The sequence below is a fragment of the Janthinobacterium aestuarii genome (assembly GCF_051380835.1).
Lineage (GTDB): Bacteria > Pseudomonadota > Gammaproteobacteria > Burkholderiales > Burkholderiaceae_D > Janthinobacterium > Janthinobacterium aestuarii.
Window position 1 is genome coordinate 250,325 of sequence record NZ_JBNYXU010000005.1, and the last position, 24,315, is coordinate 274,639.

25 protein-coding genes are annotated in these 24,315 nt (G+C 63.2%); 12 read left to right on the plus strand and 13 right to left on the minus strand.

The annotated features are described in order from the left end of the window. Positions 1-186: 186 nt before the first annotated feature. The gene (locus ACQ4WO_RS15600; RefSeq protein WP_436482233.1) at positions 187-1,452 is read left to right on the plus strand and encodes a histidine kinase; all 1,266 of its coding nucleotides are present in this window, start codon (positions 187-189) and stop codon (positions 1,450-1,452) included. Continuing rightward, on the plus strand, positions 1,439-2,221 hold the full coding sequence (locus ACQ4WO_RS15605) for a LytR/AlgR family response regulator transcription factor (RefSeq protein WP_436482234.1): 783 nt from the start codon (positions 1,439-1,441) through the stop codon (positions 2,219-2,221). The genes ACQ4WO_RS15600 and ACQ4WO_RS15605 overlap by 14 nt, the downstream gene beginning before the upstream one ends. An 81-nt stretch (positions 2,222-2,302) precedes the next feature. Here ACQ4WO_RS15605 and ACQ4WO_RS15610 read toward each other — a convergent pair whose 3' ends face one another. The 7 genes from ACQ4WO_RS15610 to ACQ4WO_RS15640 form a co-directional block, all read right to left on the minus strand. Beyond that, positions 2,303-3,346 (minus strand): histone deacetylase family protein, encoded by a 1,044-nt coding sequence (locus ACQ4WO_RS15610; RefSeq protein WP_139091340.1) that lies wholly within the window; start codon positions 3,344-3,346, stop codon positions 2,303-2,305. Between the two features lie 28 nt (positions 3,347-3,374). Beyond that, a complete protein-coding gene (gene gshA / locus ACQ4WO_RS15615) occupies positions 3,375-4,976 on the minus strand; it encodes a glutamate--cysteine ligase (RefSeq protein ID WP_436482236.1) in 1,602 nt (533 codons plus the stop codon). Between the two features lie 216 nt (positions 4,977-5,192). Next, positions 5,193-6,023, minus strand: a complete 831-nt coding sequence (prmC, locus tag ACQ4WO_RS15620) for a peptide chain release factor N(5)-glutamine methyltransferase (protein WP_436482237.1) — start codon at positions 6,021-6,023, stop codon at positions 5,193-5,195. Between the two features lie 11 nt (positions 6,024-6,034). Then, positions 6,035-6,505, minus strand: coding sequence for a disulfide bond formation protein B (locus ACQ4WO_RS15625; protein WP_436482238.1), 471 nt, complete (start codon positions 6,503-6,505; stop codon positions 6,035-6,037). Positions 6,506-6,631: 126 nt separating this feature from the next. Further along, positions 6,632-7,708, minus strand: a complete 1,077-nt coding sequence (gene prfA, locus ACQ4WO_RS15630; RefSeq protein ID WP_034752877.1) for a peptide chain release factor 1 — start codon at positions 7,706-7,708, stop codon at positions 6,632-6,634. 96 nt (positions 7,709-7,804) lie between these two features. Then, on the minus strand, positions 7,805-9,079 hold the full coding sequence (gene hemA / locus ACQ4WO_RS15635) for a glutamyl-tRNA reductase (protein ID WP_139091343.1): 1,275 nt from the start codon (positions 9,077-9,079) through the stop codon (positions 7,805-7,807). Between the two features lie 81 nt (positions 9,080-9,160). Then, positions 9,161-9,850, minus strand: a complete 690-nt coding sequence (locus ACQ4WO_RS15640) for a response regulator transcription factor (RefSeq protein ID WP_046681910.1) — start codon at positions 9,848-9,850, stop codon at positions 9,161-9,163. 168 nt (positions 9,851-10,018) lie between these two features. On the opposite strand from ACQ4WO_RS15640, the gene ACQ4WO_RS15645 reads away from it, so the two are divergent. Continuing rightward, positions 10,019-10,522 (plus strand): hypothetical protein, encoded by a 504-nt coding sequence (locus ACQ4WO_RS15645; protein WP_436482239.1) that lies wholly within the window; start codon positions 10,019-10,021, stop codon positions 10,520-10,522. Positions 10,523-10,525: 3 nt separating this feature from the next. Here ACQ4WO_RS15645 and minE read toward each other — a convergent pair whose 3' ends face one another. From minE to metE, 4 genes are all read right to left on the minus strand, one after another. Further along, the gene (gene minE / locus ACQ4WO_RS15650; RefSeq protein ID WP_034752886.1) at positions 10,526-10,777 is read right to left on the minus strand and encodes a cell division topological specificity factor MinE; all 252 of its coding nucleotides are present in this window, start codon (positions 10,775-10,777) and stop codon (positions 10,526-10,528) included. A 1-nt stretch (position 10,778) separates the two neighbouring features. After that, positions 10,779-11,594, minus strand: a complete 816-nt coding sequence (gene minD, locus ACQ4WO_RS15655) for a septum site-determining protein MinD (RefSeq protein WP_436482240.1) — start codon at positions 11,592-11,594, stop codon at positions 10,779-10,781. A gap of 37 nt (positions 11,595-11,631) precedes the next feature. Beyond that, positions 11,632-12,381 carry a septum site-determining protein MinC gene (gene minC, locus ACQ4WO_RS15660; protein ID WP_436482242.1) on the minus strand — a complete coding sequence of 250 codons (750 nt, stop codon included), beginning with the start codon at positions 12,379-12,381 and terminating at the stop codon, positions 11,632-11,634. Positions 12,382-12,609: 228 nt separating this feature from the next. Next, positions 12,610-14,919, minus strand: a complete 2,310-nt coding sequence (gene metE / locus ACQ4WO_RS15665) for a 5-methyltetrahydropteroyltriglutamate--homocysteine S-methyltransferase (RefSeq protein WP_436482243.1) — start codon at positions 14,917-14,919, stop codon at positions 12,610-12,612. 118 nt (positions 14,920-15,037) lie between these two features. Between metE and ACQ4WO_RS15670 the strand changes: the two genes are divergently transcribed. From ACQ4WO_RS15670 to ACQ4WO_RS15690, 5 genes are all read left to right on the plus strand, one after another. Next, positions 15,038-15,946 carry a LysR family transcriptional regulator gene (locus ACQ4WO_RS15670; RefSeq protein WP_436482244.1) on the plus strand — a complete coding sequence of 303 codons (909 nt, stop codon included), beginning with the start codon at positions 15,038-15,040 and terminating at the stop codon, positions 15,944-15,946. Positions 15,947-16,075: 129 nt separating this feature from the next. Next, on the plus strand, positions 16,076-16,561 hold the full coding sequence (locus ACQ4WO_RS15675; protein ID WP_436482245.1) for a phasin family protein: 486 nt from the start codon (positions 16,076-16,078) through the stop codon (positions 16,559-16,561). Between the two features lie 207 nt (positions 16,562-16,768). Then, positions 16,769-17,947 carry an acetyl-CoA C-acetyltransferase gene (locus ACQ4WO_RS15680; RefSeq protein ID WP_436482246.1) on the plus strand — a complete coding sequence of 393 codons (1,179 nt, stop codon included), beginning with the start codon at positions 16,769-16,771 and terminating at the stop codon, positions 17,945-17,947. 211 nt (positions 17,948-18,158) lie between these two features. Then, a complete protein-coding gene (gene phbB / locus ACQ4WO_RS15685; protein WP_034752894.1) occupies positions 18,159-18,899 on the plus strand; it encodes an acetoacetyl-CoA reductase in 741 nt (246 codons plus the stop codon). Between the two features lie 116 nt (positions 18,900-19,015). After that, the gene (locus tag ACQ4WO_RS15690; protein WP_436482247.1) at positions 19,016-20,440 is read left to right on the plus strand and encodes a tetratricopeptide repeat protein; all 1,425 of its coding nucleotides are present in this window, start codon (positions 19,016-19,018) and stop codon (positions 20,438-20,440) included. Here ACQ4WO_RS15690 and ACQ4WO_RS15695 read toward each other — a convergent pair. Then, positions 20,377-20,997, minus strand: a complete 621-nt coding sequence (locus ACQ4WO_RS15695) for a LysE family translocator (protein WP_436482248.1) — start codon at positions 20,995-20,997, stop codon at positions 20,377-20,379. The two genes, ACQ4WO_RS15690 and ACQ4WO_RS15695, sit on opposite strands and share 64 nt — an antisense overlap. A gap of 153 nt (positions 20,998-21,150) precedes the next feature. Between ACQ4WO_RS15695 and ACQ4WO_RS15700 the strand changes: the two genes are divergently transcribed. From ACQ4WO_RS15700 to ACQ4WO_RS15715, 4 genes are all read left to right on the plus strand, one after another. Then, complete coding sequence (locus tag ACQ4WO_RS15700) at positions 21,151-21,633, plus strand: Lrp/AsnC family transcriptional regulator (protein WP_034752896.1); 483 nt, start codon at positions 21,151-21,153, stop codon at positions 21,631-21,633. 78 nt (positions 21,634-21,711) lie between these two features. Beyond that, entirely contained in the window at positions 21,712-22,668 is a 957-nt protein-coding gene (gene pip / locus ACQ4WO_RS15705) for a prolyl aminopeptidase (protein WP_436482250.1), read from the plus strand. A gap of 112 nt (positions 22,669-22,780) precedes the next feature. After that, a complete protein-coding gene (locus ACQ4WO_RS15710; protein WP_034752898.1) occupies positions 22,781-23,221 on the plus strand; it encodes a DUF2721 domain-containing protein in 441 nt (146 codons plus the stop codon). 42 nt (positions 23,222-23,263) lie between these two features. Then, positions 23,264-23,719, plus strand: a complete 456-nt coding sequence (locus ACQ4WO_RS15715) for a hypothetical protein (RefSeq protein ID WP_034752899.1) — start codon at positions 23,264-23,266, stop codon at positions 23,717-23,719. A gap of 1 nt (position 23,720) precedes the next feature. Here the strand turns inward: ACQ4WO_RS15715 and ACQ4WO_RS15720 are convergent, their stop codons facing one another. Next, a complete protein-coding gene (locus ACQ4WO_RS15720) occupies positions 23,721-24,302 on the minus strand; it encodes an SRPBCC family protein (protein ID WP_436482251.1) in 582 nt (193 codons plus the stop codon). Between the last annotated feature and the right edge of the window lie 13 nt (positions 24,303-24,315).

A 24,315-nucleotide genomic window follows, 5' to 3' on the forward strand; every position in this document is an offset into this window, starting at 1 on the left:
CCGGCGTCCATGCACACAATATATATCGTGTGCTATTTAATTGCAAGCTATTTTATTTTGAAGTGGCGCGGATTGATGCTTTATTTTGCAGCCTTTGTCGCCACTACCTGGCTTCCATCGCATAATGGCCACCGCCGCCGGGGCCGATGGTTATGCTTGGCCCACTTCACACCCCAAGGAAAAATCATGACTAGCCTCTTCTTTATCCTGCGCATCACCGTGGCCACGATGCTCACTTACATCATCGCCACGGCGATCCTGGTCGAGAACTTCCTGCGCCATATCTTCGGGAATATGGAAGGCTTCTTTGTCATCGTCGGCGCGCTGCTGGCCAGCGCCGTCATCACGAATGCGTTTTCGCACGTGCGGCGCGTGCGCCTGATCGCCGGCGCCGTCAATGCCGGCACCCTGTCAAGCCGCCAGCGGCGCCAGATCGAGATCCCGTTCGAAGCGGGCGAAACGTTCGACATGATCGACGCGGCCATCCGCGAATTGCCGGGCAGCGAAGTGGTCGAAAGCGCGCGCGACAGCCTGCAGGTGCAAGCTAGAGTGCGCCGTGCCGCGCCGTACACGCACACGGGCTTGCCCCGCATGCGCGTGCTCGGTTTCCTCGAGCCGCGGCCGAACCAGATCCTCGCCACCGTGACGCCGAATGGCGAGGCGGGCAGCGTGACCCTGATCTGCGAGCCGGCGCGCAATGCCTGGACCGACTGGTTCCTCGTCGACCATGGCAGCAACCTGGAAAACGCGGAAGCGGTGACGCGGGCGTTGACGCGCCGCGTGGCGCAGCGCCGGCGCGGCGAACAGGCCGAGGCGCGCCAGACGGTGACGGAAAAGGAGCTCACGGTGGCCAAGCTGAGCCTGTTGCATGCGCAGGTCGAGCCGCACTTTCTGTACAACACCCTGGCCAGCGCGCAGCTGCTCACGCGCAGCGACCCCGTGCGCGCCGACGAGATGCTGGGCAATCTGATCCTGTACCTGCGCCACTCGCTGCCGCGTACGGAGCAAGCCATGTCGACCCTGGGTACGGAGCTGGAACGGGCGCGCGCCTACCTCGATATTTTGAAAATCCGCATGGGCGGGCGTTTGAACCTGCAGATCGAAGTGCCGCAATACCTGCGCCAGGTGGAACTGCCGCCGATGATGCTGCAAACCTTGGTGGAAAACGCCATCAAGCATGGCCTGGAGCCGAAAAGCGGCGGCGGCACCATCTGGATCATGGCGCGCAGCGGCGACGGCACGGTGATCGTCACGGTGGCCGACGACGGCAAGGGTTTCAGCGACGACGGCGCCGGCACGGGCATCGGCCTGCGCAATGTGCGCGAACGCCTGCGCCTGACCTACGGCAACGCCGCCGCGTTTGCCATCGTCGCCAATTTCCCCGATGGCGTGACAGCCACCATCACGGTGCCGGACAGTACGGCGCAAGGAGTGTCGTATGCATCAGCCTGAGATGACTTGCGTCATTGCCGAAGACGAAACCCTGCTGCGCGACGCGCTCGTGGCCCTGCTGGCCGAAGAGTGGCCGGCACTGCGCATCGTCGCCGCCTGCGATGACGGCGGCACGGCACTCGAGGCCATCGCCGCGCACAAGCCCGACGTCGCCTTCCTCGATATCCGCATGCCGGGCCTGACGGGGCTGGAAGTGGCGGCCGGCGCGCTCGAAGCGAGTCCCGCCACGCAGGTGGTGTTCGTCACGGCCTACGACCAGTACGCGATCGATGCCTTCGACAAGGGCGCCGTCGATTATGTATTGAAACCGATCGCCCGTGAGCGCCTGCAAGCGACTCTGCAGCGTGTACGGGCACGGGCCGGCAAGGCCCGGGCGGGTGATGGCGCGCTGGCCGGCCTGCTGCAGCAATTGAGCAGCGCCTTGCCGGCGGCGGCCAAGTCGCCGCCGCTGGTGTGGCTGACGGCCAGCAGCGGCAAGGATACGCGGCTGATCATGGTGGAAGACATCGCCTATTTTCAGTCCGACACCAAGTACACGGCCGTCATGACGGCGGACGGCGAGGCGCTGCTGCGCAAGCCGATCCGCGAACTGCTCGACGTGCTCGACCCGGCCATCTTCAAGCAGATCCACCGTTCCACCATCGTCAACATGAAGATGGTGGCGTCGGTGACGCGCGACGAGGTGGGACGCGGCGCCTTGCGCCTGAAGACGCGGCCGGAAACGCTGGCCGTGAGCCAGCCGTTCATGGCCTTGTTCCGGAATATGTAGAGCTGCTAAAGCCGGGGTCAGACCCTCAACACCGCTAACGCCAGGCTCACCGTCAACGTGGACGGGGGTCTTACCCCAGAATTACTCCGCCGTCTCGAACCCTTCGAGCACATTGACGACATTGATGCCGATTTCCTTCACCGCATAGCCGCCTTCGAGGATGAAGGCGGTGGGCAGGTTCAGATGCGCGAGGCGTTCGCCCACGCGCAGGTAGTCGCCGCTTTGCAGGGCGAAGTGCGACAGCGGGTCGCCGGCGAAGGTGTCGACACCGAGCGAGACCACCAGCGCGTCGGGCGCGTACATATTGATGCGCAGGCAGGCCGTTTCCAGCGCCGCGAACCAGCTGGCCGTGGTGCTGCCGGCCGGCAGCGGCAGGTTGACGTTGTAGCCGAGCCCCGCGCCGCTGCCCGTCTCGTCGGCGTGGCCCAGATAAAACGGGTATTCGCTGCGCGGGTCGGCGTGGATGGAGGCGAACAGCACGTCGTCGCGCGCATAAAAGATGCTCTGGGTGCCGTTGCCGTGGTGGTAGTCGATATCGAGGATGGCGACCTTGCGGGCGCCGTCGTCGAGCAGATGCTGCGCGGCCAGGGCCGCGTTGTTCAGAAAACAGTAGCCGCCAAAAAAGTCGCTGCCCGCGTGGTGTCCCGGCGGGCGCGTGAGGGCGAACGTGGCCCGTTCGCCCAGGCGCAGCGCGTGGGCCGCGTTGACGGCGCAGTCGGCGCCCGTCTTGGCCGCCGTCCACGTGCCGGCCGTCAGCGGCGTGCCATTGTCCATCGAGTACAGGCCCAGCTTGGCCGTGAAGTCGTCCGGTTCGATATCGCTGCGCAAGGTGCGCACGGGCCACACGGATGGCAGCGCATCCTTGCCCGCGTTGTCGGGGTCGAGCGCCAGCCAGTCGTGCCAGGCGTGGCGCAGAAAATGCAGGTAGCGGGGCGTGTGGATGCGCTCGAGCGACGTCAGCGGCACGCCGTGCGGCGTGACGATGCGGCCCAGGTTGCGCCGCCCCAGTTCGGCCACCACCATGTCGGCCCGTTCGGGCGTCTCGAAGCAGGGCACCATGGCGCCGCGAAACATCTCGAAGCGGCCCCGGTGCTGGCCGTGCAATTCATTGTAGAAGGTCAGCATGGGGCGCCAGGCAGCAAGTCAGGCAGGATCAGGTGTGCGAGCACAGGGTGCTGGCGCGGTAGGCGGCGACGAAATCGTCGAAGCTGCCGGCGGGCGCCGCTTCCATGGCGCGCTGCTCGGCGAGCGAACTGGCGGCCATCGCGTCGAAATACGCACTTTGCTCGGGTGTGGGCGGATGCGCGCGGAAAAACGCCGCATGGCGTTCGCTTTGCTGCAGGCCGAAGGCGGCAAACGAGCCGCCGTTGGCGCGCAGCTCGGCCAAGACCTTCGCCGATGGCGTCGCATCGGGGTTGGCCAGTTTGACGGCTTGCGCCGCCAGGCTGTCCGCGTGCTGCGTGCCGCCATGGCGCGCGTCGAGCAAGGCTGCCACGGGCGCGATGCGTGCCAGCAATTCCTCGCCCCACGCCTGCAAGCCGATGTCCTCGCCATCGCGGCGCAGGGTCAGGCCCGGCTTGCGGCCTTCCTTGACGGTGCGCGCGAAATTGTTCGTGTAGCAGGCGCTTTGCTCGGCCGAAATGGGACCGCTGTCGTCGAGCGCGCAGAACAGCAGGAAGGCGTCGAGGAAGCGGCCCGTTTCCAGGCTGATGCCCACCGGTTCGAACGGGTCGACGTCCATGCAGCGCACTTCGATGTATTGCACGCCGCGCAGGCACAGGGCCTGGATCGGGCGCTCGCCCGTGCGGATCACGCGTTTCGGACGGATGGTCGAATAGTATTCATTTTCGATCTGCAGCACGTTGGTGGACAGCTGAATCCACTCGCCATCTTTTTTTGTTCCCAGCGCTTCGTACGGCGGATACGGGTCGTTGACGGCGTGCGTGAGCGCGTTGACGTAGTCTTCCAGGCTGTTTTCGTGCGGGCGCAGGCCCGACTGGGCGTCGTTCTGGTAGCCGAGGTCGCTCATGCGCAGACTGGTGGCGTACGGCAGGAACAGGGTGTCGTCGGACAAGGTATCGAGCTTGTGCGCGCGGCCGCGCAGGAAACCGGCGGACAGGGCCGGCGAAGCGCCGAACAGGTACATCAGCAGCCAGCTGTAGCGGCGGAAATTGCGGATCGTTGCCAGATAGCTTTCCGACTGCACGTCTTTCGGCGTGGCTGCCGCCTGCGTGGCGCTGGCGCTGGTGTCCGGATTGCTGGCCAGCACTTGCCACAGTTGCTCGTCGAGCGAATAGTTGTAATGGATGCCGGCGATGCATTGCATGGCTTTGCCGTAACGCAAGGCCAGGCCGCGCCGGTAGACATGCTTGAGCATGCCCATGTTCGACGTGCCGTAGTTGGCGATCTCGATCTCTGCTTCGGGCGGCAGCTGGCACGGCATCGACTGGCTCCACAGCAACTCGTCGCCGAGGCGGCTGTAGGCGTGGCGGTGCACGGTGTCGAGCTTGTCGAGCGTGACGCCGATGTCGGCTTCGGCCGGGGTGATGAATTCGAGCAGCGCTTCGGCGTAGTCGGTGGTGATTTCAGGGTGCGTCAGCGCCGAGCCCAGAGCGGCGGGATGGGGCGTGGAAGCCAGATGGCCGGCGTGGTCGACGCGCAGGGTTTCACGCTCGATGCCGCGCAAGCCGCCCAGCAGCGCGCGGTTGGCATCTTCGGTCAGCAATGCCAGGCGGCGAGTCAACAGGTTGGGCAATTTGAGCTTCCTTTCTTGTGCAGCATATAAATAATTTGTGCTGAGATTAACCGAATTTTGGCAAATGCGTCGGCGCCGGCCCAAAAAACGCCGCGTCGCCAGCGTCCGTCCCGGAGAACGGGGACGGCGCTTCGGTCAGGAATTCGCTTGATAGTTTAACAAACTGCGGGGGGATCTGGCGCGCTGCCGGGTCAAGCTTTGCGCAGGTGGCAGCCGTCAGCCCAGGCGGGCGCCGCTGACCCGTTCGATGCCGGCCAGGTCGCGCCAGCTTTGCACTTTGTTGTAGCCGGCGTCGGCCAGCAAGCCGCGCACCGATGCCGCCTGGTCGTAGCCGTGCTCCATCAGCAGCCAGGCACCCGTCGCCAGGTGGCGCGCGGCGCCGGAGACGATGGTGCGCAGGGCCGACAGGCCATCGGCATGGTCGGTCAGCGCGCCCGTCGGCTCGAAGCGCAGATCGCCTTCGGCCAGGTGGCGGTCGCCGCTGGCGATGTAGGGGGGATTGGAGACGATCAGGTCGAATTTTTCCGTGCCCAGCGCTTCGAACCAGTCGCTGGCCATGAAGGTGATGTTGACGCCGTTGGCGCTGGCGTTGCGGCGCGCCACGGCCAGCGCCGCGCTGCTCACGTCCAGGGCCGTGACGACGGCGTCGGGCCGCATGTGCGCGAGCGCGACGGCGATGGCGCCGCTGCCCGTGCCCATGTCGAGCACCCGTCCGCCCGGTGGCAGGCGTTCGAGCGCCAGTTCCACCAGCACTTCCGTGTCGGGGCGGGGGATCAGCACGGCGTCGTTCACTTCGAACGGCAGGCCGAAAAATTCGCGCTGGCCGACGATGTAGGCGATCGGCTCGCCCTGCAGGCGGCGCGCCAGCAAGCTGGACAGGCGCAGCGCTTCTTCCGCAGTGAGCACACGCTCCGATTGCATGATCAGGCTCACGCGCGACAGGCCCAGTGCGTGGCCGAGCAAAATGCGGTTGTCGAGCGGGTCGAGCAGCGGACGGATTTGCAGGGCGCCGACAGTGCTGCCGGCGGGAATCAAGGTTTCTGGCATGGTGCTTTCAATTATTTCTGACGACGCAGCAAGGTCCACAGCATGGCGATGGCGAAGATGGCGAACCAGGCGAAGGCCCATTGTGGGATCGACAGGCCGAAAAACGGCTCGCCGGCGCTTTCGCAGGCGCCGTACGATTCAAACATGAAAGGCATGAGTTCGGCCGTGAAGACCTTGTTCAGCGCCGTTTCCACCGGATCGATGCCGCACGAGAAGCCGGGGTTGGCCAGCACGTACAAATGCTTGGCGCCCACGCCCAAGCCGCCCAGGGCCGCCAACAGGCCGACGCTGGCGCCGATTTTTGGCCGGTTGGCGGCCGCGCCAGCCAGGCAGGCAATGCCGATGGCGAGGAACAGGTAGCGCTGGATCACGCACAGCGGGCACGGCGCCATGTTCATGGCATGCTGCAAATACATGGCCACGCCCAGCATCAGGAAACACAGGGCGGCGGTCAACAGGAGGACGGTGCGTGAATTTTTCATGGGCGACACGGTGAGGTGGATGGAATCGAGCTGGTCATTTTCGCACAAGGGCCGATTTTTATTGCTTAGCCGCTACTTAAAGCTGTCGGCTTAGCGCAGCGTAAGCCGACGCAACGGCGCCGGCATTTAGTCGCCCAGCGCTGCTAAAAGCTCCGCCTGGTGTTCCGCCGCCAGCGCATTCGTCAACTCCGTCAAATCCCCATCCATGATGAAGTCGAGCTTATATAACGTCAGATTGATGCGGTGGTCCGTCAGCCGGCCCTGCGGGAAATTATACGTACGGATGCGCTCGCTGCGGTCGCCCGAGCCAATCAGGCTCTTGCGCGTGGCCGCTTCCTTCGACTGCTGTTCGCGCAGCTGCACGTCCTTGATGCGCGCGGCCAGCACTTTCATCGCTTGCGCCTTGTTCTTGTGCTGGCTGCGGTCATCCTGGCATTCGACCACGATGCCGGTCGGCAAGTGGGTGATGCGCACGGCCGAATCCGTCTTGTTGATGTGCTGTCCGCCGGCGCCCGAGGCGCGGTAGGTGTCGATGCGCAGGTCGGCCGGGTTGATGTTGACGTCTTCGACTTCATCGGCTTCCGGCATCACGGCCACCGTGCAGGCCGAGGTGTGGATGCGGCCCTGCGTTTCCGTGGCCGGCACGCGCTGCACGCGGTGGCCGCCCGATTCGAATTTCAGTTTCGAATACGCGCCATTGCCCACCACGCGCACGATCACTTCGCGGTAGCCGCCCAGGTCGGAATCGGATGAGGACACGAGTTCCACTTGCCAGCGGTTGCGCTCGGCAAAGCGCGTGTACATGCGTAATAAATCGCCGGCGAACAGGGCCGATTCGTCGCCGCCCGTGCCGGCGCGAATTTCCAGGAAGATATTGCGCTCGTCATTGACGTCCTTCGGCAGCAGCATGGTCTGCAGTTCGCGCTCTAGCCGCGCCATGGTGGTTTTCGCCGCCTCGATTTCTTCCTGGGCGAATTCCTTCATGTCCGGATCGCCGAGCATCTCTTGCGCCGTCGTGATATCGTTGCCCGCTTCCTGGTAGGAACGGTACAGGGCCACCAGCGGGCCCAGTTCGGCGTGCTCGCGCGTCATCTTGCGGTAGCTGTCCATGTTCGACGTGGCGTCCGGATGCATCAGCAGTTCGTCGAGTTCGACCAGGCGGTTCGCCAGTTGATCGAGTTTGGCCAGCATGGATGGTTTCATAGCGATTCGCGGTAAAAGAGTGTAGGGATGGTGCAGGTTCTGCAACTACGGCAGGCGGGCAGGGGTGGCCGCGCGCGGGCGGCCAGCGGGGCTGCGCTAACGGCGGGGGCGGAACAGTTTCGGCAGCAGGGTGACCAGCTGCTTGCGCTCGTCGCCTTGCGCGTGGTGCAGCGCCTGCTGCGGGCCGTGCAGGAACTTGGCCGTCAAGCCTTTCGACAGCGCTTCGAGGACAGCATCGATGTCGGCGCCCTTGGCCAGCATCTTGCGCGCCCGTTCCACTTCCATCAGGCGCAACGATTCGCTGTTTTCATGCAAATGCTGGATGACGGGCACCATGGCGCGGTCGTCGACCCAGCTCATGAACGATTGCACGCGCGTCTCGATGATGGCTTCGGCTTGCGCCACGGCCGCTTGCCGGCTTTCCAGGCCCGTCTGCACGACCTTGCCCAGGTCGTCGACCGTGTACAGGAAGACGTCGTTCAAACGGCCCACTTCCGCTTCGATATCGCGCGGCACGGCCAGGTCGACCATGAACATGGGCTTGTGGCGGCGTGCCTTGATGGCGCGCTCGACCAGGCCCAGGCCCAGCAGCGGCAACGATGACGCCGTGCACGAGATGACGATGTCGAACTGGTGCAGCTGCTCCGGCAAATCGGCCAGGCGGATGGCCTTGGCGTTGAAGCGGTGCGCCAGTTCCTCGCCCCGCTCCATGGTGCGGTTGGCAATGGTGATGCTTTTCGGGTTTTGCGCCGCAAAGTGCGTGGCGCACAATTCGATCATTTCGCCGGCGCCGATGAACAGCACGTTCTGCTCGGCGATCTTGTCGAAGATGCGCTGCGACAGGCGCACGGCGGCGGCCGCCATGGATACGCTGTGGGCACCGATTTCCGTGCTGCTGCGCACTTCCTTGGCGACGGAAAAGCTGCGTTGGAACAACTGGTGCAGATACGTGCCCAGGCCGCCCGCCTCGTCGGCCGTGCGGATGGCGTCCTTGATCTGCCCCAGGATCTGCGTTTCGCCCAGCACCATCGAATCGAGCCCGGAGGCGACGCGGAAGGTGTGGCGCACGGCATCGTGCTGCGGCAGCATATACAAGTGGGGGCGCAGCTCGCTGTAGTTGAGCTGGTGGTAGTCGGCCAGGAAATGCGCGCCCGCGTCGAGCGGATTGGGCACGTGGCTGGCCGCATACAGCTCGGTACGGTTGCACGTCGACAGGATGGCCGCTTCGTCGTTGTCGCGCAAGTCGATGCGCTGGAACCAGGTGCGCGCCGCCATCACCGCCGAACCCAAGTGCTCAGGCGCAAACGCCAGCTGTTCGCGAAGCGACACTGGGGCGGTGGTATGGTTGAGGCCGACGGCGAGCAGTTGCATTTCAGGGCTGTTGGGGTGACTTATGCCGACATTATAGCGCTTTGTGCCCGCGCTTTGAGCAGGTCAGCCGTTTGCCGCCGTTCAGCCGCCCAGTTTTTCGAGGCGATAACCGTAGCTGTAGACGGGCACGAGCCTGTAGCCGTGTTCCGGTTTCAGCTGCAGCTTGTTGCGCACGCGCGAGACGTGGGTATCCATGGTGCGCGAGGGCAGGGCCGTGTCGCGCTGCCACACGGCTTCGTGGATGTAGGCGCGCGACAGGGGACGGCCCAGGTTGCGGAAAAACAGCAGCGCCAGGGCAAATTCCTTGTGCGTCACGTCGAGCACTTCGCCATCGCGCAGCAGGCGGCCGGGGCGGGTTTCAAACGTGTAATGACCGAACTGCAAGTATTCGGCGCCATTCTGGGCCGGGTAGGCCACGCGCAGCAGCGCCTGGGTGCGCAAGGTCAGTTCGCTGCGCCGCAGGGGCTTGATCATGTAGTCGTCGGCACCGGCCGTCATGCCCGCCACTACATCGTCTTCGCCGGAACTGTTGGTCATAAACAACACGGGCGCCTTTGGCGCCAGTTTTTCGCGGGCACGGCGCAAGACTTCCGCACCGTCCAGATCGCTCACATGCCAGTCGAGGATGAGCATGTCGCAACTGTCCTTGCGCAGTTGCCCCAGCATTTCCTTACCACTCTGAAACTCGTGGCAAGCGTGGCCGGCGGCGGTGAGCACCTGGCAGATCAGCTCTGCCTGGCTATGGTCGCTATCGAGTACGGCAATTCGCATAATTGGCTGGAGTGTGTAGCAACAAACAGACGGTCTGCTCTGCTTATCGTAATGTTAAGGAATGCTCAAGTGAAATATAACAGAGATTGCAACTGTGTCCAGTGAAATCGGAGGGCGGAGCCTTTACGTTACACTTGTTCATCTACCCCCTACTGTGGAGAAGCGGCCATGTCAGACAAGAGCACTACGGATTGGACACTGATACCGGCCAGTCGTGCGGAAATTGAGCAGGTGCGCGAGCGTTGCCGGCGCCTGGTGCAGCGGCGCGCCATGATGTCGGCGGGCGCCTCGGCCATTCCCATTCCCGGCGTCGATCTGATGTCCGACGTGGGCCTGTTTTCCATGCTGATCAACGATATCAACCACGAATTCGGCCTCACGCCCGAGCAGATCGAGCGCCTGAACCCGCAGTTCAAGATGATGGTCTACCGCGCGGCGGTGGGCATGGGCGGCATGCTGGTGGGAAAGCTGGTGTCGCGCGAACTGATCCTCCACCTGCTCAAGCGCAGTGGCGTCAAGATAGCCACCAAGCAGGTGGCGCGCTTCGTGCCGTTTGCCGGCCAGGCGGTGGCGGCAGCCATTGGCTACGCCGTGTTCCGCCAGATCGGCAACCAGCACGTGAACGCCTGCGCCGCGGTGGCGCAGGAATTGCTCACGGTCAGGCCGGATTAACTATTATGCGTCCGGCAGCACCACGTTGACGTCGAGCACTTCCAGGTTGCCCTGGCGGTCCAGCGAAATCTTGATGTCGTCGGCGTTGACCTTGGTGTACTTGGAAATGACGGCGATCAATTCCTTGTGCAGGGCGGGCAGGAAGTCGGGACCATCGCGTCCGCTGCGTTCGCGGGCGATGATGATCTGCAGGCGTTCCTTGGCCGCGGTGGCCGTCTTCGGCTTGGGGGGGAAGAGGAAAGAAAGCAAGGCCATATCACTTCGCCCCAAAAATGCGCTGGAATAATCCAGGCTTTTCATAGTTGGTAAAGCGCAACTCGACTTCTTCGCCGAGGAAACGCGAGACCACGTCTTCATAGGCTTGCGCCACGTCTGTGCCCGTGAAATGGATGGCCGGATTGCCCTGGTTCGAGGCGGCCAGCACTTGCTCCGATTCCGGAATGATGCCCACCAGCGGGATGCGCAGGATTTCCTGCACGTCCTGGTAAGACAGCATTTCATCCGATTCCACGCGTTTCGGCGAGTAGCGGGTGATCAGCAAATGTTCCTTGACCGGTTCGCCGCCCGTCTGCGCGCGGCGCGACTTGGCTTGCAGGATGCCGAGGATGCGGTCCGAATCGCGCACCGACGACACTTCCGGGTTGGTGACGATGATGGCTTCGTCGGCGAACGTCAGCGCCATCAGCGCGCCATGCTCGATGCCGGCCGGCGAATCGCAGATGATGAACTCGAAACCCATGTTGATCAGGTCGTTCAACACGCGTTCCACGCCCTCTTCCGACAAGGCATCCTTGTCGCGCGTTTGCGACGCAGGCAGGATGAACAGGTTGTCGCAGTGCTTGTCCTTGATCAGGGCCTGGTTCAGGGTGGCCTCTTTGTTGATCACATTGATCAGGTCGTAGACGACGCGGCGCTCGCAACCCATGATCAGGTCGAGGTTACGCAGGCCTACGTCGAAGTCGAGCACGGCTGTCTTGTGGCCGCGCATGGCCAGGCCAGTGGAAAAACTGGCGCTAGAGGTCGTCTTGCCGACACCGCCCTTGCCGGACGTCACAACAATAATTCTTGCCACAAATAATCCTTTTCAGATATCTCTTGAATTGTGCAGCTTAAGAGCGGTTCACGGGAGTGACCGGATTGACAGAGTGTATATCGATTCTGTCTCCAGCCAAACGAATTTGCGCGGGTCCGCGCGCCATTTCTGCGGGGAAACCATCCTCGAACGTGCGGTACACGCCGGCGATCGAGACCAGTTCCGGTTCCATCGCCAGCGCGAAGATGCGCGCCTGGGGATTGCCCGAGGCGCCGGCCAGCGCGCGGCCGTACAGCGAGGAATATACGTGGATGCTGCCGTCGGCGATGATTTCGGCGCCATTGTTGACGACGGCGGTAATGATCAGGTCGCAGCCGCGCGCATAAATGCGCTGACCGGCCCGCACGGGCGTGTCGATCACCATCACCTGGGCGTCGGCGCCCGACTGGGCCGCCGCCGTGGGCGTATCCTTGGGGCCATCCTTGGGCGGCGCATCGTCGCGCGTCTTGCCGCTGTCGAGGCTCAAGCCTTGCGCCAGGATGGCGTCATGCATGTCGGCCGACGCATTGCGCACGGCCACGGCATTCAAACGGTATTTCTTCAGCAGGGCCACGAGGGCGGCCCAGTCGATGGGCACGCTGCCGGGCGGCAAGGCGGCCACGTCCAGCACGGCCAGGTCGTCCTCGAAAAAGTCGGCCACGCCTCCCGTCATGTCGCGCAAGGCGGCATCGAGGGCCTGCGTATCGGCGCTATGCATGATGGCGGAGACAGCAACGACGGTGGAAATCTTGATTTCGATAGGCTTCTGCGACGGGCTTTTGGACATAAACATTTATCAAAGTGAAACTGCGGCAGGCCAGATGTTCCGTACGGCAACAATGGGAGCAGTAAATTTCTTGCATTCTACTGCAAAAAAATCGGCGTCAGGGGCCTGGCGCATGCTATTCCGCAAGGCAACACCTACTTCATGTCAAAAAAAACGGGCGGCGCACCGGAAAACCGGTGCGCCGCCCTGGAAGCCGCCGAGAATGCGCCTTGGCGGCGCTGTCCTGGATCACGCCGCGCGCATCTGCCGCGCCGCCGCGACCATATTCTTTAAAGCCGCTTCCGTTTCCACCCAGCCCCGCGTTTTGAGGCCGCAGTCCGGGTTGACCCATAAATGGGCCGGTGGAATCACGGCGCTGGCTTTTTGCAGCAATGCCACCATGTCAGGTGTCGAGGGGATGCGCGGCGAGTGGATGTCGTACACGCCGGGGCCGATTTCGTTCGGATACTGGAACTGGCCAAAGCCCGTCAGCAGTTCCATGTCCGAGCGGCTCGTCTCTATCGTGATCACGTCGGCGTCCATGGCGGCGATCTGCGGCAGGATGTCGTTGAACTCGGCATAGCACATATGGGTGTGGATCTGCGTCGCGTCGCTGACGACGGACGCGGCGATGCGGAAGGCGCGCGTGGCCCAGGCCAGGTAAGTATCCCACTGGCCGCGGCGCAGCGGCAAGCCTTCGCGGATGGCAGGCTCGTCGATCTGGATGATGCCGATGCCGGCCGTTTCCAGGTCGGCCACCTCGTCGCGGATGGCCAGGGCGATCTGCAGCGCCGTGGTGGCGCGTGGCTGGTCGTCGCGCACGAACGACCATTGCAAGATCGTCACCGGCCCCGTCAGCATACCCTTCACCGGTTTGTGCGTCAGGCTTTGTGCGTGCACCGTCCAGGCCACCGTCATGGCGGCCGGGCGCTGCACGTCGCCATAGATGACGGGCGGCTTGACGCAGCGCGAGCCGTACGATTGCACCCAGCCGTGACGCGTGAAGATAAAACCGTCCAGTTGCTCGCCGAAGTATTCGACCATGTCGTTGCGTTCCGCTTCGCCATGCACGAGCACGTCCAGACCCAGCGCTTCCTGGCGGCCCACGGCGTGGGCGATTTCGGCGCGCATCTGCTGTTCGTAATCGGCGATGGCCAGTTCTCCCCGCTTGAAACTCGCGCGGGCGGCGCGGATGGCCGTCGTCTGCGGGAAGGAGCCGATGGTTGTCGTCGGGAAGTCGGGCAGCTGGAAACGCGCACGCTGCAGGGCCTGGCGCAGCGGGAAGCTGGAATCGCGGCGGTCCACGGTGGGCGTGAGCGCCTGCAGGCGCTGCGTCACCGATGCACGGTGCACGCGGGCGCTGGCACGGCGGCCGGCACTGGCCAGGCGAGACACAGCCAGTGCGGCCTCATCGGGATGGCCCGTCAGCGCGTCCTTCAGCAGCGCAATTTCCGCCAGTTTTTCCGTGGCGAACGCCAGCCAGGTCCGGATTTCACCGTCGAGCTCTGTTTCCGCTTCCAGGCTGAACGGCACGTGCAGCAAGGAGCACGACGGCGCCAGCCACAGCTGGCCATTGCGCTTGGCCACCAGCGGCTGCAGCACGGCCAGGGCCGCGTCAAGGTCGGTGCGCCAGATGTTGCGCCCGTCGACGATGCCTATCGACAAGACTTTATGCGCGGGCAGCCAGTCCGTCACGCTGACCAGTTCATGCGGCGCGCGGATGCCGTCCACGTGCAGGCCAGCCACGGGCAGGCGGCAGGCGAGGCTGAGGTTTTCTTCCAGCGGCGAGAAATACGTGGCCAGCAGGATATTCACGCCCACCTGGTTCAGCTGCCAGTACGCGCTCTCGAAAGCGCTGCGCCACGCGGTGGGCAAGTCCAGGCCCAGGATCGGTTCGTCGACCTGCACCCACGCCACACCTTGCTGTTTCAGGCGGTCGAGCAGGGCGCCGTAGACGGGCAGCAATTGTTCCAGCAGGGCCAGGCGGTCGAAGCCGTGTGTCTTTTCCTTGCCCAGCCACAGGAAGGTGAGGGGGCCGATCAGGGCCGCCTTGACCTGGTGGCCCAGCGCCTGCGCCTCGGCTACTTCCGCCAGCAGGCGCTCGCAAGCGAGAGAAAACCGGGTCTGCGGCGACAATTCGGGCACCAGATAATGGTAATTGGTGTCAAACCACTTGGTCATTTCCAGCGCGGCAGTGCCTGCGGCGTGTGCATGGCCGCAGTCCGCGTGCTCCGCATGCGTGCCGGTTTCTGCACCGCGCGCCATCGTGAAATAGCGCGACAGCGGCGATTGCTCTGGCGCGTAGCTGAAACGGGCCGATTCGCAGCCCAGCAGCTGGATATGGTTGGCGACCTGGTCGTAAAAGGCGAAGTCGCCCACGGTAACGTAGTCGAGACCGGCGTCGCGTTGCAGCGCCCAGTGGCGCGCCCGCAATTGCTGGCCCGTCGCTTCCAGCGCCGCCTCGGACAGCTCGCCGCGCCAGTGGCTTTCCAGCGCCAGTTTCAGTTCGCGCGCGGCGCCGATACGGGGAAAGCCAAGAATGTGGGTACGAATGGTCATGATGTCATCGAGATTTAATGTGAATGCGCTAGAGTGTGCGGCAACTTGGTCTATAATCAAAACGAAACATTTTGACGAATAACATGAAAATAATTCACGTGCGGCAACCAATTTCCCGATGCTAGAAATCCGCCACCTGCGCACCCTGAGTGCCCTGCGTTCGTCCGGCAGCCTGGTGCGCGCCGCGCAGCTGCTCAACCTGACCCAGTCGGCCCTGTCGCACCAGATCCGCTTGCTCGAAGAGCGCTACAAGGCGCCCCTGTTCGAGCGCAAGTCCATGCCGATCGCCTTTACGGCCACCGGCAGCCGGCTGCTGGAGCTGGCCGACAAGCTGCTGCCCGAGATCGAGCTGGCCGAACGCGACGTGGCGCGCCTGTCGCAGGGCGACCAGGGACAGTTGAGGGTGGCGCTCGAATGCCATACCTGCTTCGACTGGCTGATGCCCGTGATGGATGCGTTCCGCCAGCGTTGGCCGGAAGTGGAAATCGATCTTGTCTCCGGCTTTCACAGCGAACCGGCGGACTTGCTGCGCACGGGCGAGGCGGACCTGGTCATCGGCTCGCCGTATGGCCCCGATTTCACCGTGTTTCCCCTGTTCCGCTTTGAAATGCTGGTAGTGATGGCGCAGAAGCACCGGCTGCAGGCGCAGCGCCGGCTGGCGGCGGCCGACTTTACGGGCGAGACCTTGATTACCTATCCCGTGCCGGAAGAGCGCATCGACCTGATCCGCGAAGTGCTCAAGCCCGCCGGCATCCAGTTTGAGCGCCGCACAGCCGAATTGACGGTCGCCGTGCTGCAGCTGGTGGCGAGCCGGCGCGGCATTGCCGCCTTGCCGAACTGGGCCATCAAGAATTACGTCGATTACGATTATGTGGTGGCGCGCCCGGTGGGCGAGCACGGCCTGTGGAGCGATTTGTATGTGTCCGTGCCCGAGCAGTTGCAGGACAAGGCATACGTGCGCGATTTCGTCAGCGTGATACGCGAGCAGTGCGCGGCCTCGCTTGATGGTATCAAGTTGTTGTCCTGATCAACGTTGAGTTGGAAACAAACCAACAGGAATGTTTGATAAATATCAAGGTTTAGTAATGAACTACCGCTTACAGTTGAGCACTGTGCGGCGCAACATGGCGCTGCCTACTCTTTGGGGAGGAACGACATGTTTTCATTTTCCGAACAATGGGCACGGGCCGGCAAGGCCGTGGTGGAAGCACAATTGGTCAGCGCGCAAGCGTATGCCCAGGCCGCCGTCGACAGCGGCGCCAGCGTGCTGAACTTGCAGCTTGATGCGGCCCGCACGGCGCTGGCGGCCGCTACGGTGGCGGGCAATCAGCTGCTGTCCGTGACGGACCCGCAAGCGCTGCTGCAACTGTCGCGCACGCAGTCGCAACTGGCCATTGAACGCATCGGTGCATATGGCCGCCAGGCAAAGGATGTTGCCCAAGAAACCCAAGAGAAATTCGACACTGTGACAAAGGGTGAGTTTGCTGCATCGCGTCAAAAATTTGGCGAGCTGTTGCAAGTGGTAAAGCAAACCCCCGTACCCCTGATTATTCCCTTCAATAATTTTCTAAAAACCACTTTCGGCAGCGCCGATGAAGGGTATGATAAAAATAAAAACACGCGTCCTGCGCCCCAGGCGTAAGCGTTTTGCGGCCCGGCAGCGGCTATCCGCCGCGCCAGGCCGTCCGCCAGTACCGCAAGCAGGCTGTCATCGCCGCCGCCAGCGGTGCGGCGCTGGAACTGCGGCGCATGCCGCGCTAGAATGAAACGCAGCTTGCTGCGTCTTCCCGCATTGGATTCTATTAACACCTTGACCTTGGCCCTCGTGGCCTGCATATCGGAGAAATAAATGGATGATGTCGTAATCGTGGCCGCTGGCCGTACCGCAGTCGGCAAATTCGGTGGCAGCCTGGCCAAGATTCCTGCGTCCGAACTGGGTGCGCATGTAATCAAGGGCTTGCTGGCACAAACCGGCATCGACCCGAACCTGATCGGCGAAGCGATCCTGGGCCAGGTGCTGACGGCCGCCGTCGGCCAGAACGCCGCGCGCCAGGCCGTCATCAAGGCTGGCCTGCCTAGCTCGATCCCGGCATTTACCATCAACAAGGTTTGCGGCAGCGGCCTGAAGGCCACGCATCTGGCGGCGCAAGCGATCAAGTGCGGCGACGCCAACATCATCATCGCCGGCGGCCAGGAAAACATGAGCGCTTCGCCACATGCGATGAACGGCTCGCGCGACGGTTTCCGCATGGGCGACTTCAAGATGATCGACACCATGATCGTCGACGGCCTGTGGGACGTGTACAACCAGTATCACATGGGCATCACGGCGGAAAACGTCGCCAAGAAATTCGAAGTGACGCGCGCCGAGCAGGATGAGTTCGCGCTGCAGTCGCAACTGAAAGCGGAAGCGGCGCAAAAAGCGGGCAAGTTCAAGGATGAAATCCTGCCGCTGGAAATCGCCAACAAAAAAGGCACCGTGGTCTTCGACAGCGATGAATACATCAAGCCCGGTTCGACCCTGGAATCGCTGTCCGGCCTGCGCCCCGCGTTCGCCAAGGACGGCACCGTCACGGCTGGCAACGCGTCGGGCCTGAACGATGGCGCCGCCGCCGTGATCATGATGTCCGCTTCGCAAGCGAAAGAACTGGGCTTGAAGCCGCTGGCGCGCATCAAGGCTTACGCGTCGTCGGGCCTGGACCCGGCCGTCATGGGCATGGGTCCCGTTTCCGCCTCGCGCTTGTGCCTGAAAAAAGCCGGCTGGACGCATGAAGAGCTGGACCTGATGGAAATCAACGAAGCGTTTGCCGCACAAGCGATTGCCGTCAACAAGGAAATGGGCTGGGATACCAGCAAGATCAACGTGAACGGCGGCGCGATCGCCATCGGCCACCCGATCGGCGCGTCCGGCGCGCGCATCCTGGTCACCCTGATCCACGAAATGATACGCCGCGACGCCAAGAAAGGCCTGGCGGCATTGTGCATCGGCGGCGGTATGGGCGTGGCTTTAGCGATCGAGCGGGATTAAGTAGCTGGCACCGCACCCAAGCTACTGCGCGGCGCGCTTTGCGGCCTGCGATGCTCACCGTGCTAGAGCACGGTTGCGCTTCTTAGCCACAAATCATCGCCGCTCGCTACGCTTGGATACGGTGCGGTACGGCGCTGTGGTTCAACGGTTGTGGACTACTTTCACTAAATAATTAACTTTTTAGCAACAGAACGACACTGAGGGGATGAAAATGGCAAGAGTTGCATTGGTAACTGGTGGCATGGGCGGTCTGGGCGAAGCGGTGTGTTTCAAGCTGGCGGCGCTCGGCTATCGCGTGGTGACCACATATTCCCCAGGCAATCCGAAGGTCGCGGAATGGCTGGCGACGACGAAGGACATGGGTTATGACTTCAAGGCCTACCCATGCGACGTGGCCGACTACGATTCGGCGGCTGCCTGCGTGGCGGCCGTGGAAGCGGAAATCGGTCCTGTCGACGTGCTGGTGAATAACGCTGGCATCACGCGCGACATGACGTTCAAGAAGATGGACAAGCCGAACTGGGATGCCGTCATGAGCACCAACCTCGATTCCGTCTTCAACATGACCAAGCCCGTCTGCGACGGCATGGTGGAACGCGGCTGGGGCCGTATCATCAATATCTCGTCCGTCAACGGCCAGAAGGGCGCCTTCGGCCAGACCAACTATTCGGCCGCGAAAGCCGGCATGCATGGTTTCACCAAGTCGCTGGCGCTGGAAGTGGCGCGCAAGAACGTCACCGTCAACACCATCTCGCCAGGCTACATCGGCACCAAGATGGTCATGGCGATTCCACAGGAAGTGCTCGACAGCAAAATCATCCCGCAAATTCCGATGGCGCGCCTGGGCAAGCCGGAAGAAGTGGCCGGCCTGGTGGCCTACCTGGCTTCCGATGAAGCGGCGTTCGTCACGGGCGCCAACATCTCGATCAACGGCGGCCAGCACATGTCGTAATCGTTGTTGAGGTAAAACAGAGAGACAGCTTCGGCTGTCTTTTTTTATGCTTGCCAGCAAAACAAGGGGATGGCCGGATTTGCCTTAAAATCAGCATTTCTTCACTGCATCATTCCATGACCCTTGTTCCCGCCTTGCGCCGCGCCAGCGTGGCCGCCATCCTTTTCCTGGGCGCCAGCGCGGCCCAGGCCAGCGTTGCGTTCCACGTCACGGTAACTACCGAACGCGTCAACCAGCCCGGCGTGAAAACCAGCCTGCCCGCGCGCACCACGCAGGAAAGCGATGTCGTGCTGGGCCCGCATTACCTGAGCGTGCGCGATGGCAAGGCCTTGTCGGTGTTGGACTTTGCCACGCGCCGCCGCCACGTCATCGATATGGCGGCGTCTACCTACGACACGTATTCGTTGTTCGACGTGGCGGGTTTTCGCGTCGTCGAGCTGCGCCACCGGCAGGGGATCGTCGGCATATTGAAGGCGGGCGGCCTTGAGCAGCACGCAACGCTGCCCGTGTATGAGGAGCAAGCTTTATCGGTGCTGGACAACAAGCGGCGCGGCGCGCTGCAGCCCCAGCTGCTCGATGGCGCCGTGCTGTGGTCGCTCGATAAGCAGCCCCTGCTGCGCCTGGGCATTGCCGGCAGCCCCGTCAGCGGCGACGATGCGACGGCGTTTGCCCAGTATGTGCGTTACACCTGGGGCGGTCACCCGCTGGTACTGAAGCTGCTGGCCAACGGCAAGCGCATTCCCGCCGACTTCACCTTGCACTACGAGGAAGTGGGCGGTAAGGTCGCGCGCCATTTCCGCATCAGCGCCATGACGGCGGGGGCGCCCGCCACGTATTCGCTGGCTGCCTACCGGCTCCGTCCGCTGGCGGCCGATGCGCCGCCGCTCGAACGGGTGCTGGCGCAGGCGGCGTCGCTGCCGCCGTTGAGCCCCCAGGCGCATCCGGCGCTGCGAGCCGAGGCGGAGCGCCTGTTTGCGGCAGACAAACCCTTCGAGGCTTTCTTGACCATGCTGGAAGACCATTTTTCCACGGGCGCGCTGGTCGAAAAACTGTCGCTTCAGCAACAACGGGCCATGCAGGAATGCCAGCCCATCCACGACTTGACGCGGGGATTGCAGGCCAAGGACAAGGAGGGCATCGCGGACGCGCTGGCCACCGTGCAGGAATTGAGGAAGCAAACGGGGCTGGAGCAGCCCGTGCTGGCCTTGTTCGAGGGGAATTTGCGCGCCAAGCTGGGACAATGGCCGGAAGCGACGGCCTTGTATCTGCAAGTGCTGCAGGCAAAGCCGCAGATGGCGGCCGTGTATCAGGATCTGGGCGACGCCTTGCTGGCGCAATTCGATGCGCCAAATGCCTGGCGTAGCTGGGATGCGGGCCGGGCCGTGGCGCCGTCGCTACGGCAATTTCGCAAGGTCAACGACCTTGAGCGCAGCCTGCTGAACGATTATCCTGCCTTCTTTGCCGACGCTAAAGCAGTTCAGCCCAGCACCAGCCGTCCGGCCAGCAGCACGAAGACGGAGGGCAGCACGAACTTGCCGTAAGGCGAAGGCTTGCCGCGCAGGCGGCGCGCCAGCCGCGCGGCCAGCACGGCGTAGATGGCGTCGAACAGCAGGCCCATCAGCACCAGGATGGCGCCCAGGCGCAGGTATTGCATGCCGACCTGTTCGCTGCCGGCGACGAATTGCGGCAGGAACATGCTGCAAAACAGCAGTGCCTTCGGATTGAGCAGATTCGTCAGGAAGCCGCGCACCAGGCTGGCGCGGGCGCTGTGCGCCGTGGCGGGTGCCGCTTCTTCCTGCGCCGTTTTGCTCGACAGGGCCGACTGCAGCAGGCGCAGCGCCAGGTACAGCAGGTAGGCGGCACCCGCCCATTTGACCCACTGCAAGGCTTGCGGATGCGTCACCATCAGCGCCGCCAGGCCCGCGCCCGACAGCGCCACGTGGACGGCGCGCGCGCCGGCGATGCCCAGCGCCGTCACCAGCGCCGTGGCCACGCCGCGCGCGGCGCCCGTGGCCAGCACCAGCGCCATGTCGGGGCCCGGTAATAAAAAGGCGCCAGCCAGTGCCAGCAGGTACATCAGGAAGGTAGAATCGGACATGGGCCAGTCGAAAAGAAAAGCGGGAGCATGCGCACGGTGCAGCCTGCTCGCCGGGTCCCATTATGTTCTTGCAGCGATGAAATGTGCTTGCTTTTCCTGCCCTGCATGCCCTAGTATTAGGGTGGATTCCACTCGTATAAAAACAAAAATTAGATGAAAATTTCAGAAGTTAGTCTCGACGCCACTGATTTGCAGATACTCAGGCTGTTGCAGGATGAAGGAAGGCTGTCGAATGCGCGCCTGGCCGAGCGCTTGAAACTGAGCGAAACCCCCGTCTGGCGCCGCTTGCGCCGTCTGGAAGAGGAAGGTTTTATTACCGGCTACCAGGCTTTGCTCAACCGCAAGAAGCTGGGCATCGGCCTGGTCGCGTTCGTACGGGTCGTGTTTGCCAACCATGGCGGCGAGCAACCGTCGCAGTTCGAGCAAGCGATCGCGACGATTCCCGAAATTCTGTCGTGCCACAACGTGGCGGGCGAAGCCGACTATTTCCTGCAAGTGGTGGCGCGCGACCTGGAAGCGTATGGCGAATTCGTCTCGACTGTGCTGCGCCGCCTGCCTGGCGTGGCGGAAATCCAGTCCAGCCTGTCGATGCGTGAAATCAAGTCGTCGAACCGCCTGCCTTTGCTGCTGGCCTGAGGCGCCGGGCGCGCACTATAATTGGAACAGTTGCCAGGACTCGCGCCTGGCGCCCTGACCGCCACTCCAAGGACCGCCATGCCCGATTCCCTGTCTCCCCTGTTTCCCGCCCTGTCGCCGAACCGGCACGGCATGCTGGCGGTCGATGACATCCACACCATTTATTGGGAAGAGTGCGGCAATCCCGACGGCATTCCCGTGCTGTTCCTGCATGGCGGCCCCGGCGCGGGCCTGTCGCCGCAGCACCGCCGCTTTTTTGACCCGCAGCGCTACCGTGTGATCCTGTTCGACCAGCGCGGCGCCGGCAAGTCCACGCCGCTGGGCGAATGGCGCAACAACACGACGCAGTTGCTGATCGAGGACATCGAACGCTTGCGCGCCCAGTTCGGCATCGCCCAATGGCTGGTGTTTGGCGGCTCGTGGGGTTCCACCCTGGCGTTGGCGTATGGCCAGGCGCATCCTGAAGCCTGCCTCGGTTTCGTGCTGCGTGGCATTTTCCTGTGCACGCAGGCGGAAATCGACTGGTTCATTGAGGGCGTGCGCTGGTTCTATCCGGAACTGTACGCGGAATTCGCCGCACCGATTCCGCAGGAAGAGCGGGGCGACCTGCTGGCGGCCTACGTGCAACGAATCCTCAGCAGCGACCCGGCCGTGTACTGGCCGGCCGCGCGCGCCTGGAGCCGCTTCGAAGGGCGCCGCGTCTACCTGATGCCGCAGCCGGAAGACGCGCCGAACGATGCGCTGGACCTGGGCGTGGGGCGGCTCGAATCGCATTACATGGCCAATCTCGGTTTCTTCGAGGAAGACCAGCTGATCCGCAACATGGGGCGCATCGCGCATTTGCCGGCCGTCATCGTGCAAGGACGCTACGACGCCATCTGCCCGCCGCTGTCGGCCTACCGCCTGCAGCAGGCCTGGCCCGGTGCGCAACTGGAAATGATCCCGGACGCGGGCCATGGCGCGCTCGAGCACGGCATCGCTTCGGCGCTGGTGCGCGCCACCGAGCGCTTCGTGCCGGGGCGCGGCTTCGCATGAACTGTGAACATGCCGGTTGGCAAAGCGGCCAGCCGGCGTGTGCCACCTGCTACACTATGGCCTGTGCTGGCGCCAGGGTCGGGCGCCGGTGTGAACCCACGACTTTTTATCCATGAACATACAGATCGGCGACATCGGCCATATCATCCAGCTGGCGATTGCGCCGGTTTTCCTGTTGACCGGTATCGGCACCATGCTGGTGGTGCTGACCAACCGCCTGGGCCGCATCATCGACCGCACGCGCGTGCTGGAAGACCGGCTCGACATCGGCTACAACGATTTCTATATGGATGAGCTCGATACCTTGTATCGGCGTACCCATTTGATCAATTATTCGATTTCGCTGAGCACGGCGTGCGGTTTCTTCGTCTGCGTCATCATCGCCATGCTGTTTTTGGGCGATATTCTGAACCTGACCCTGGACAGATACATCGCGGCCTTCTTTGTGCTGGCCGTGATTTGCCTGATCGGCTGTTTTATTTATTTACTGCGCGAAATTTATCTGGCCGCGACGGCCCAGCGCATCCGGCGCCATATCCGCCCGCCACGTTAAGCGGCGCGCCGGTTTACCTTACTATTGAAGAACGAGTCCAGCATGCACGATTACAAACGTCCCCCCACCCTGCACCGCTACGGCCAACGCAGTGAACTCGAGCTGGCCCTGAGCCTGGGTCAGTTCCGCCTGGCGCCCGCGGGCAATTGCCTGACCCTGAGCTTTTCGCAAGTGTGGGACAAGCAACTGTTCGACCTGTTCGCCCCGGCCGACGCCTGTTTGATCATCCACAATACGGAAGAATTCGGCGAACGCCTGCACCGCGCCGTGCAGCGCACCTTGCCCAGCTGGGCAGGCATCGACGGCCTCGTCGAATACGGCCAGCGCGCCGCCCTGGGCGCCGCCTTCACCAAGACGCGCGCCGAAGCGCCCGAGCAGGAATGGCTGTTCGCCTGGCGCTCGATGCAGCCGCAGGCGAGCCTGAACCCCGTCACCGTGAAACTGGGCAGCCTGGAAAACTTCGCGGAAATCCGCGACCGCGACACGTACTTGGCGTAGTTCAGCTGGACTTGTCGGCGTACTGGCTGTCGATGCGGGCCAGCACGGCCGCCATCATGCGCTCGATATCGCCGCGTATCATGGTCGTGCCCAGCATGCCGGGCACATAGAAGCCCGGCATCAGGCGGCTGGAAAAGACGATGCGCGTGCCGCCCGTCTCGGGCACGGGATATAAATTCCAGCGCGATTCGTAATGCCGCATGTCGCCGGAGATCAGGGCGATATCGATGGACATGAACGGCGTTTCCGTGGCCCGCACCACCAGGTGGATGGGGTGGTTCATGAACAGGAAGCGCGCCATGCCCTGCTGCTCGATGATGACTTCATTGCCGTTGCGCGACAGCACGCGGCAGGAGCTGAGGTCGGGCACGAATTCACTCATGCGCTCATAGGTGGTCAGGGTTTTCCACACGGACGCCGGCGGCGCCTGCACGCTGGCGCTGGCATCGACTTCATACATGCGCTGCCCGTCGACCTCGATGCGCTTGACCTCGACCTTCAGCTTGTCCAGGCGTATCGCCTGTGCCAGCGCGGTAGCGGGGACGGCGCACAGCATCAGCAGGCAGAGGAAGAGTCGCTTCATGCCAGCTAGCCTA

Bases quoted from the DNA above. Each gene is read 5' to 3' on its own strand.
- ACQ4WO_RS15600 (WP_436482233.1), top strand. From the start codon at position 187: ATGACTAGCCTCTTCTTTATCCTGCGCATCACCGTGGCCACGATGCTC.
- ACQ4WO_RS15605 (WP_436482234.1), top strand. From the start codon at position 1,439: ATGCATCAGCCTGAGATGACTTGCGTCATTGCCGAAGACGAAACCCTG.
- ACQ4WO_RS15610 (WP_139091340.1), bottom strand. From the start codon at position 3,346: ATGCTGACCTTCTACAATGAATTGCACGGCCAGCACCGGGGCCGCTTC.
- prmC (WP_436482237.1), bottom strand. From the start codon at position 6,023: ATGCCAGAAACCTTGATTCCCGCCGGCAGCACTGTCGGCGCCCTGCAA.
- ACQ4WO_RS15625 (WP_436482238.1), bottom strand. From the start codon at position 6,505: ATGAAAAATTCACGCACCGTCCTCCTGTTGACCGCCGCCCTGTGTTTC.
- prfA (WP_034752877.1), bottom strand. From the start codon at position 7,708: ATGAAACCATCCATGCTGGCCAAACTCGATCAACTGGCGAACCGCCTG.
- hemA (WP_139091343.1), bottom strand. From the start codon at position 9,079: ATGCAACTGCTCGCCGTCGGCCTCAACCATACCACCGCCCCAGTGTCG.
- ACQ4WO_RS15640 (WP_046681910.1), bottom strand. From the start codon at position 9,850: ATGCGAATTGCCGTACTCGATAGCGACCATAGCCAGGCAGAGCTGATC.
- ACQ4WO_RS15645 (WP_436482239.1), top strand. From the start codon at position 10,019: ATGTCAGACAAGAGCACTACGGATTGGACACTGATACCGGCCAGTCGT.
- minE (WP_034752886.1), bottom strand. From the start codon at position 10,777: ATGGCCTTGCTTTCTTTCCTCTTCCCCCCCAAGCCGAAGACGGCCACC.
- minC (WP_436482242.1), bottom strand. From the start codon at position 12,381: ATGTCCAAAAGCCCGTCGCAGAAGCCTATCGAAATCAAGATTTCCACC.
- metE (WP_436482243.1), bottom strand. From the start codon at position 14,919: ATGACCATTCGTACCCACATTCTTGGCTTTCCCCGTATCGGCGCCGCG.
- ACQ4WO_RS15670 (WP_436482244.1), top strand. From the start codon at position 15,038: ATGCTAGAAATCCGCCACCTGCGCACCCTGAGTGCCCTGCGTTCGTCC.
- ACQ4WO_RS15675 (WP_436482245.1), top strand. From the start codon at position 16,076: ATGTTTTCATTTTCCGAACAATGGGCACGGGCCGGCAAGGCCGTGGTG.
- ACQ4WO_RS15680 (WP_436482246.1), top strand. From the start codon at position 16,769: ATGGATGATGTCGTAATCGTGGCCGCTGGCCGTACCGCAGTCGGCAAA.
- phbB (WP_034752894.1), top strand. From the start codon at position 18,159: ATGGCAAGAGTTGCATTGGTAACTGGTGGCATGGGCGGTCTGGGCGAA.
- ACQ4WO_RS15690 (WP_436482247.1), top strand. From the start codon at position 19,016: ATGACCCTTGTTCCCGCCTTGCGCCGCGCCAGCGTGGCCGCCATCCTT.
- ACQ4WO_RS15695 (WP_436482248.1), bottom strand. From the start codon at position 20,997: ATGTCCGATTCTACCTTCCTGATGTACCTGCTGGCACTGGCTGGCGCC.
- ACQ4WO_RS15700 (WP_034752896.1), top strand. From the start codon at position 21,151: ATGAAAATTTCAGAAGTTAGTCTCGACGCCACTGATTTGCAGATACTC.
- pip (WP_436482250.1), top strand. From the start codon at position 21,712: ATGCCCGATTCCCTGTCTCCCCTGTTTCCCGCCCTGTCGCCGAACCGG.
- ACQ4WO_RS15710 (WP_034752898.1), top strand. From the start codon at position 22,781: ATGAACATACAGATCGGCGACATCGGCCATATCATCCAGCTGGCGATT.
- ACQ4WO_RS15715 (WP_034752899.1), top strand. From the start codon at position 23,264: ATGCACGATTACAAACGTCCCCCCACCCTGCACCGCTACGGCCAACGC.
- ACQ4WO_RS15720 (WP_436482251.1), bottom strand. From the start codon at position 24,302: ATGAAGCGACTCTTCCTCTGCCTGCTGATGCTGTGCGCCGTCCCCGCT.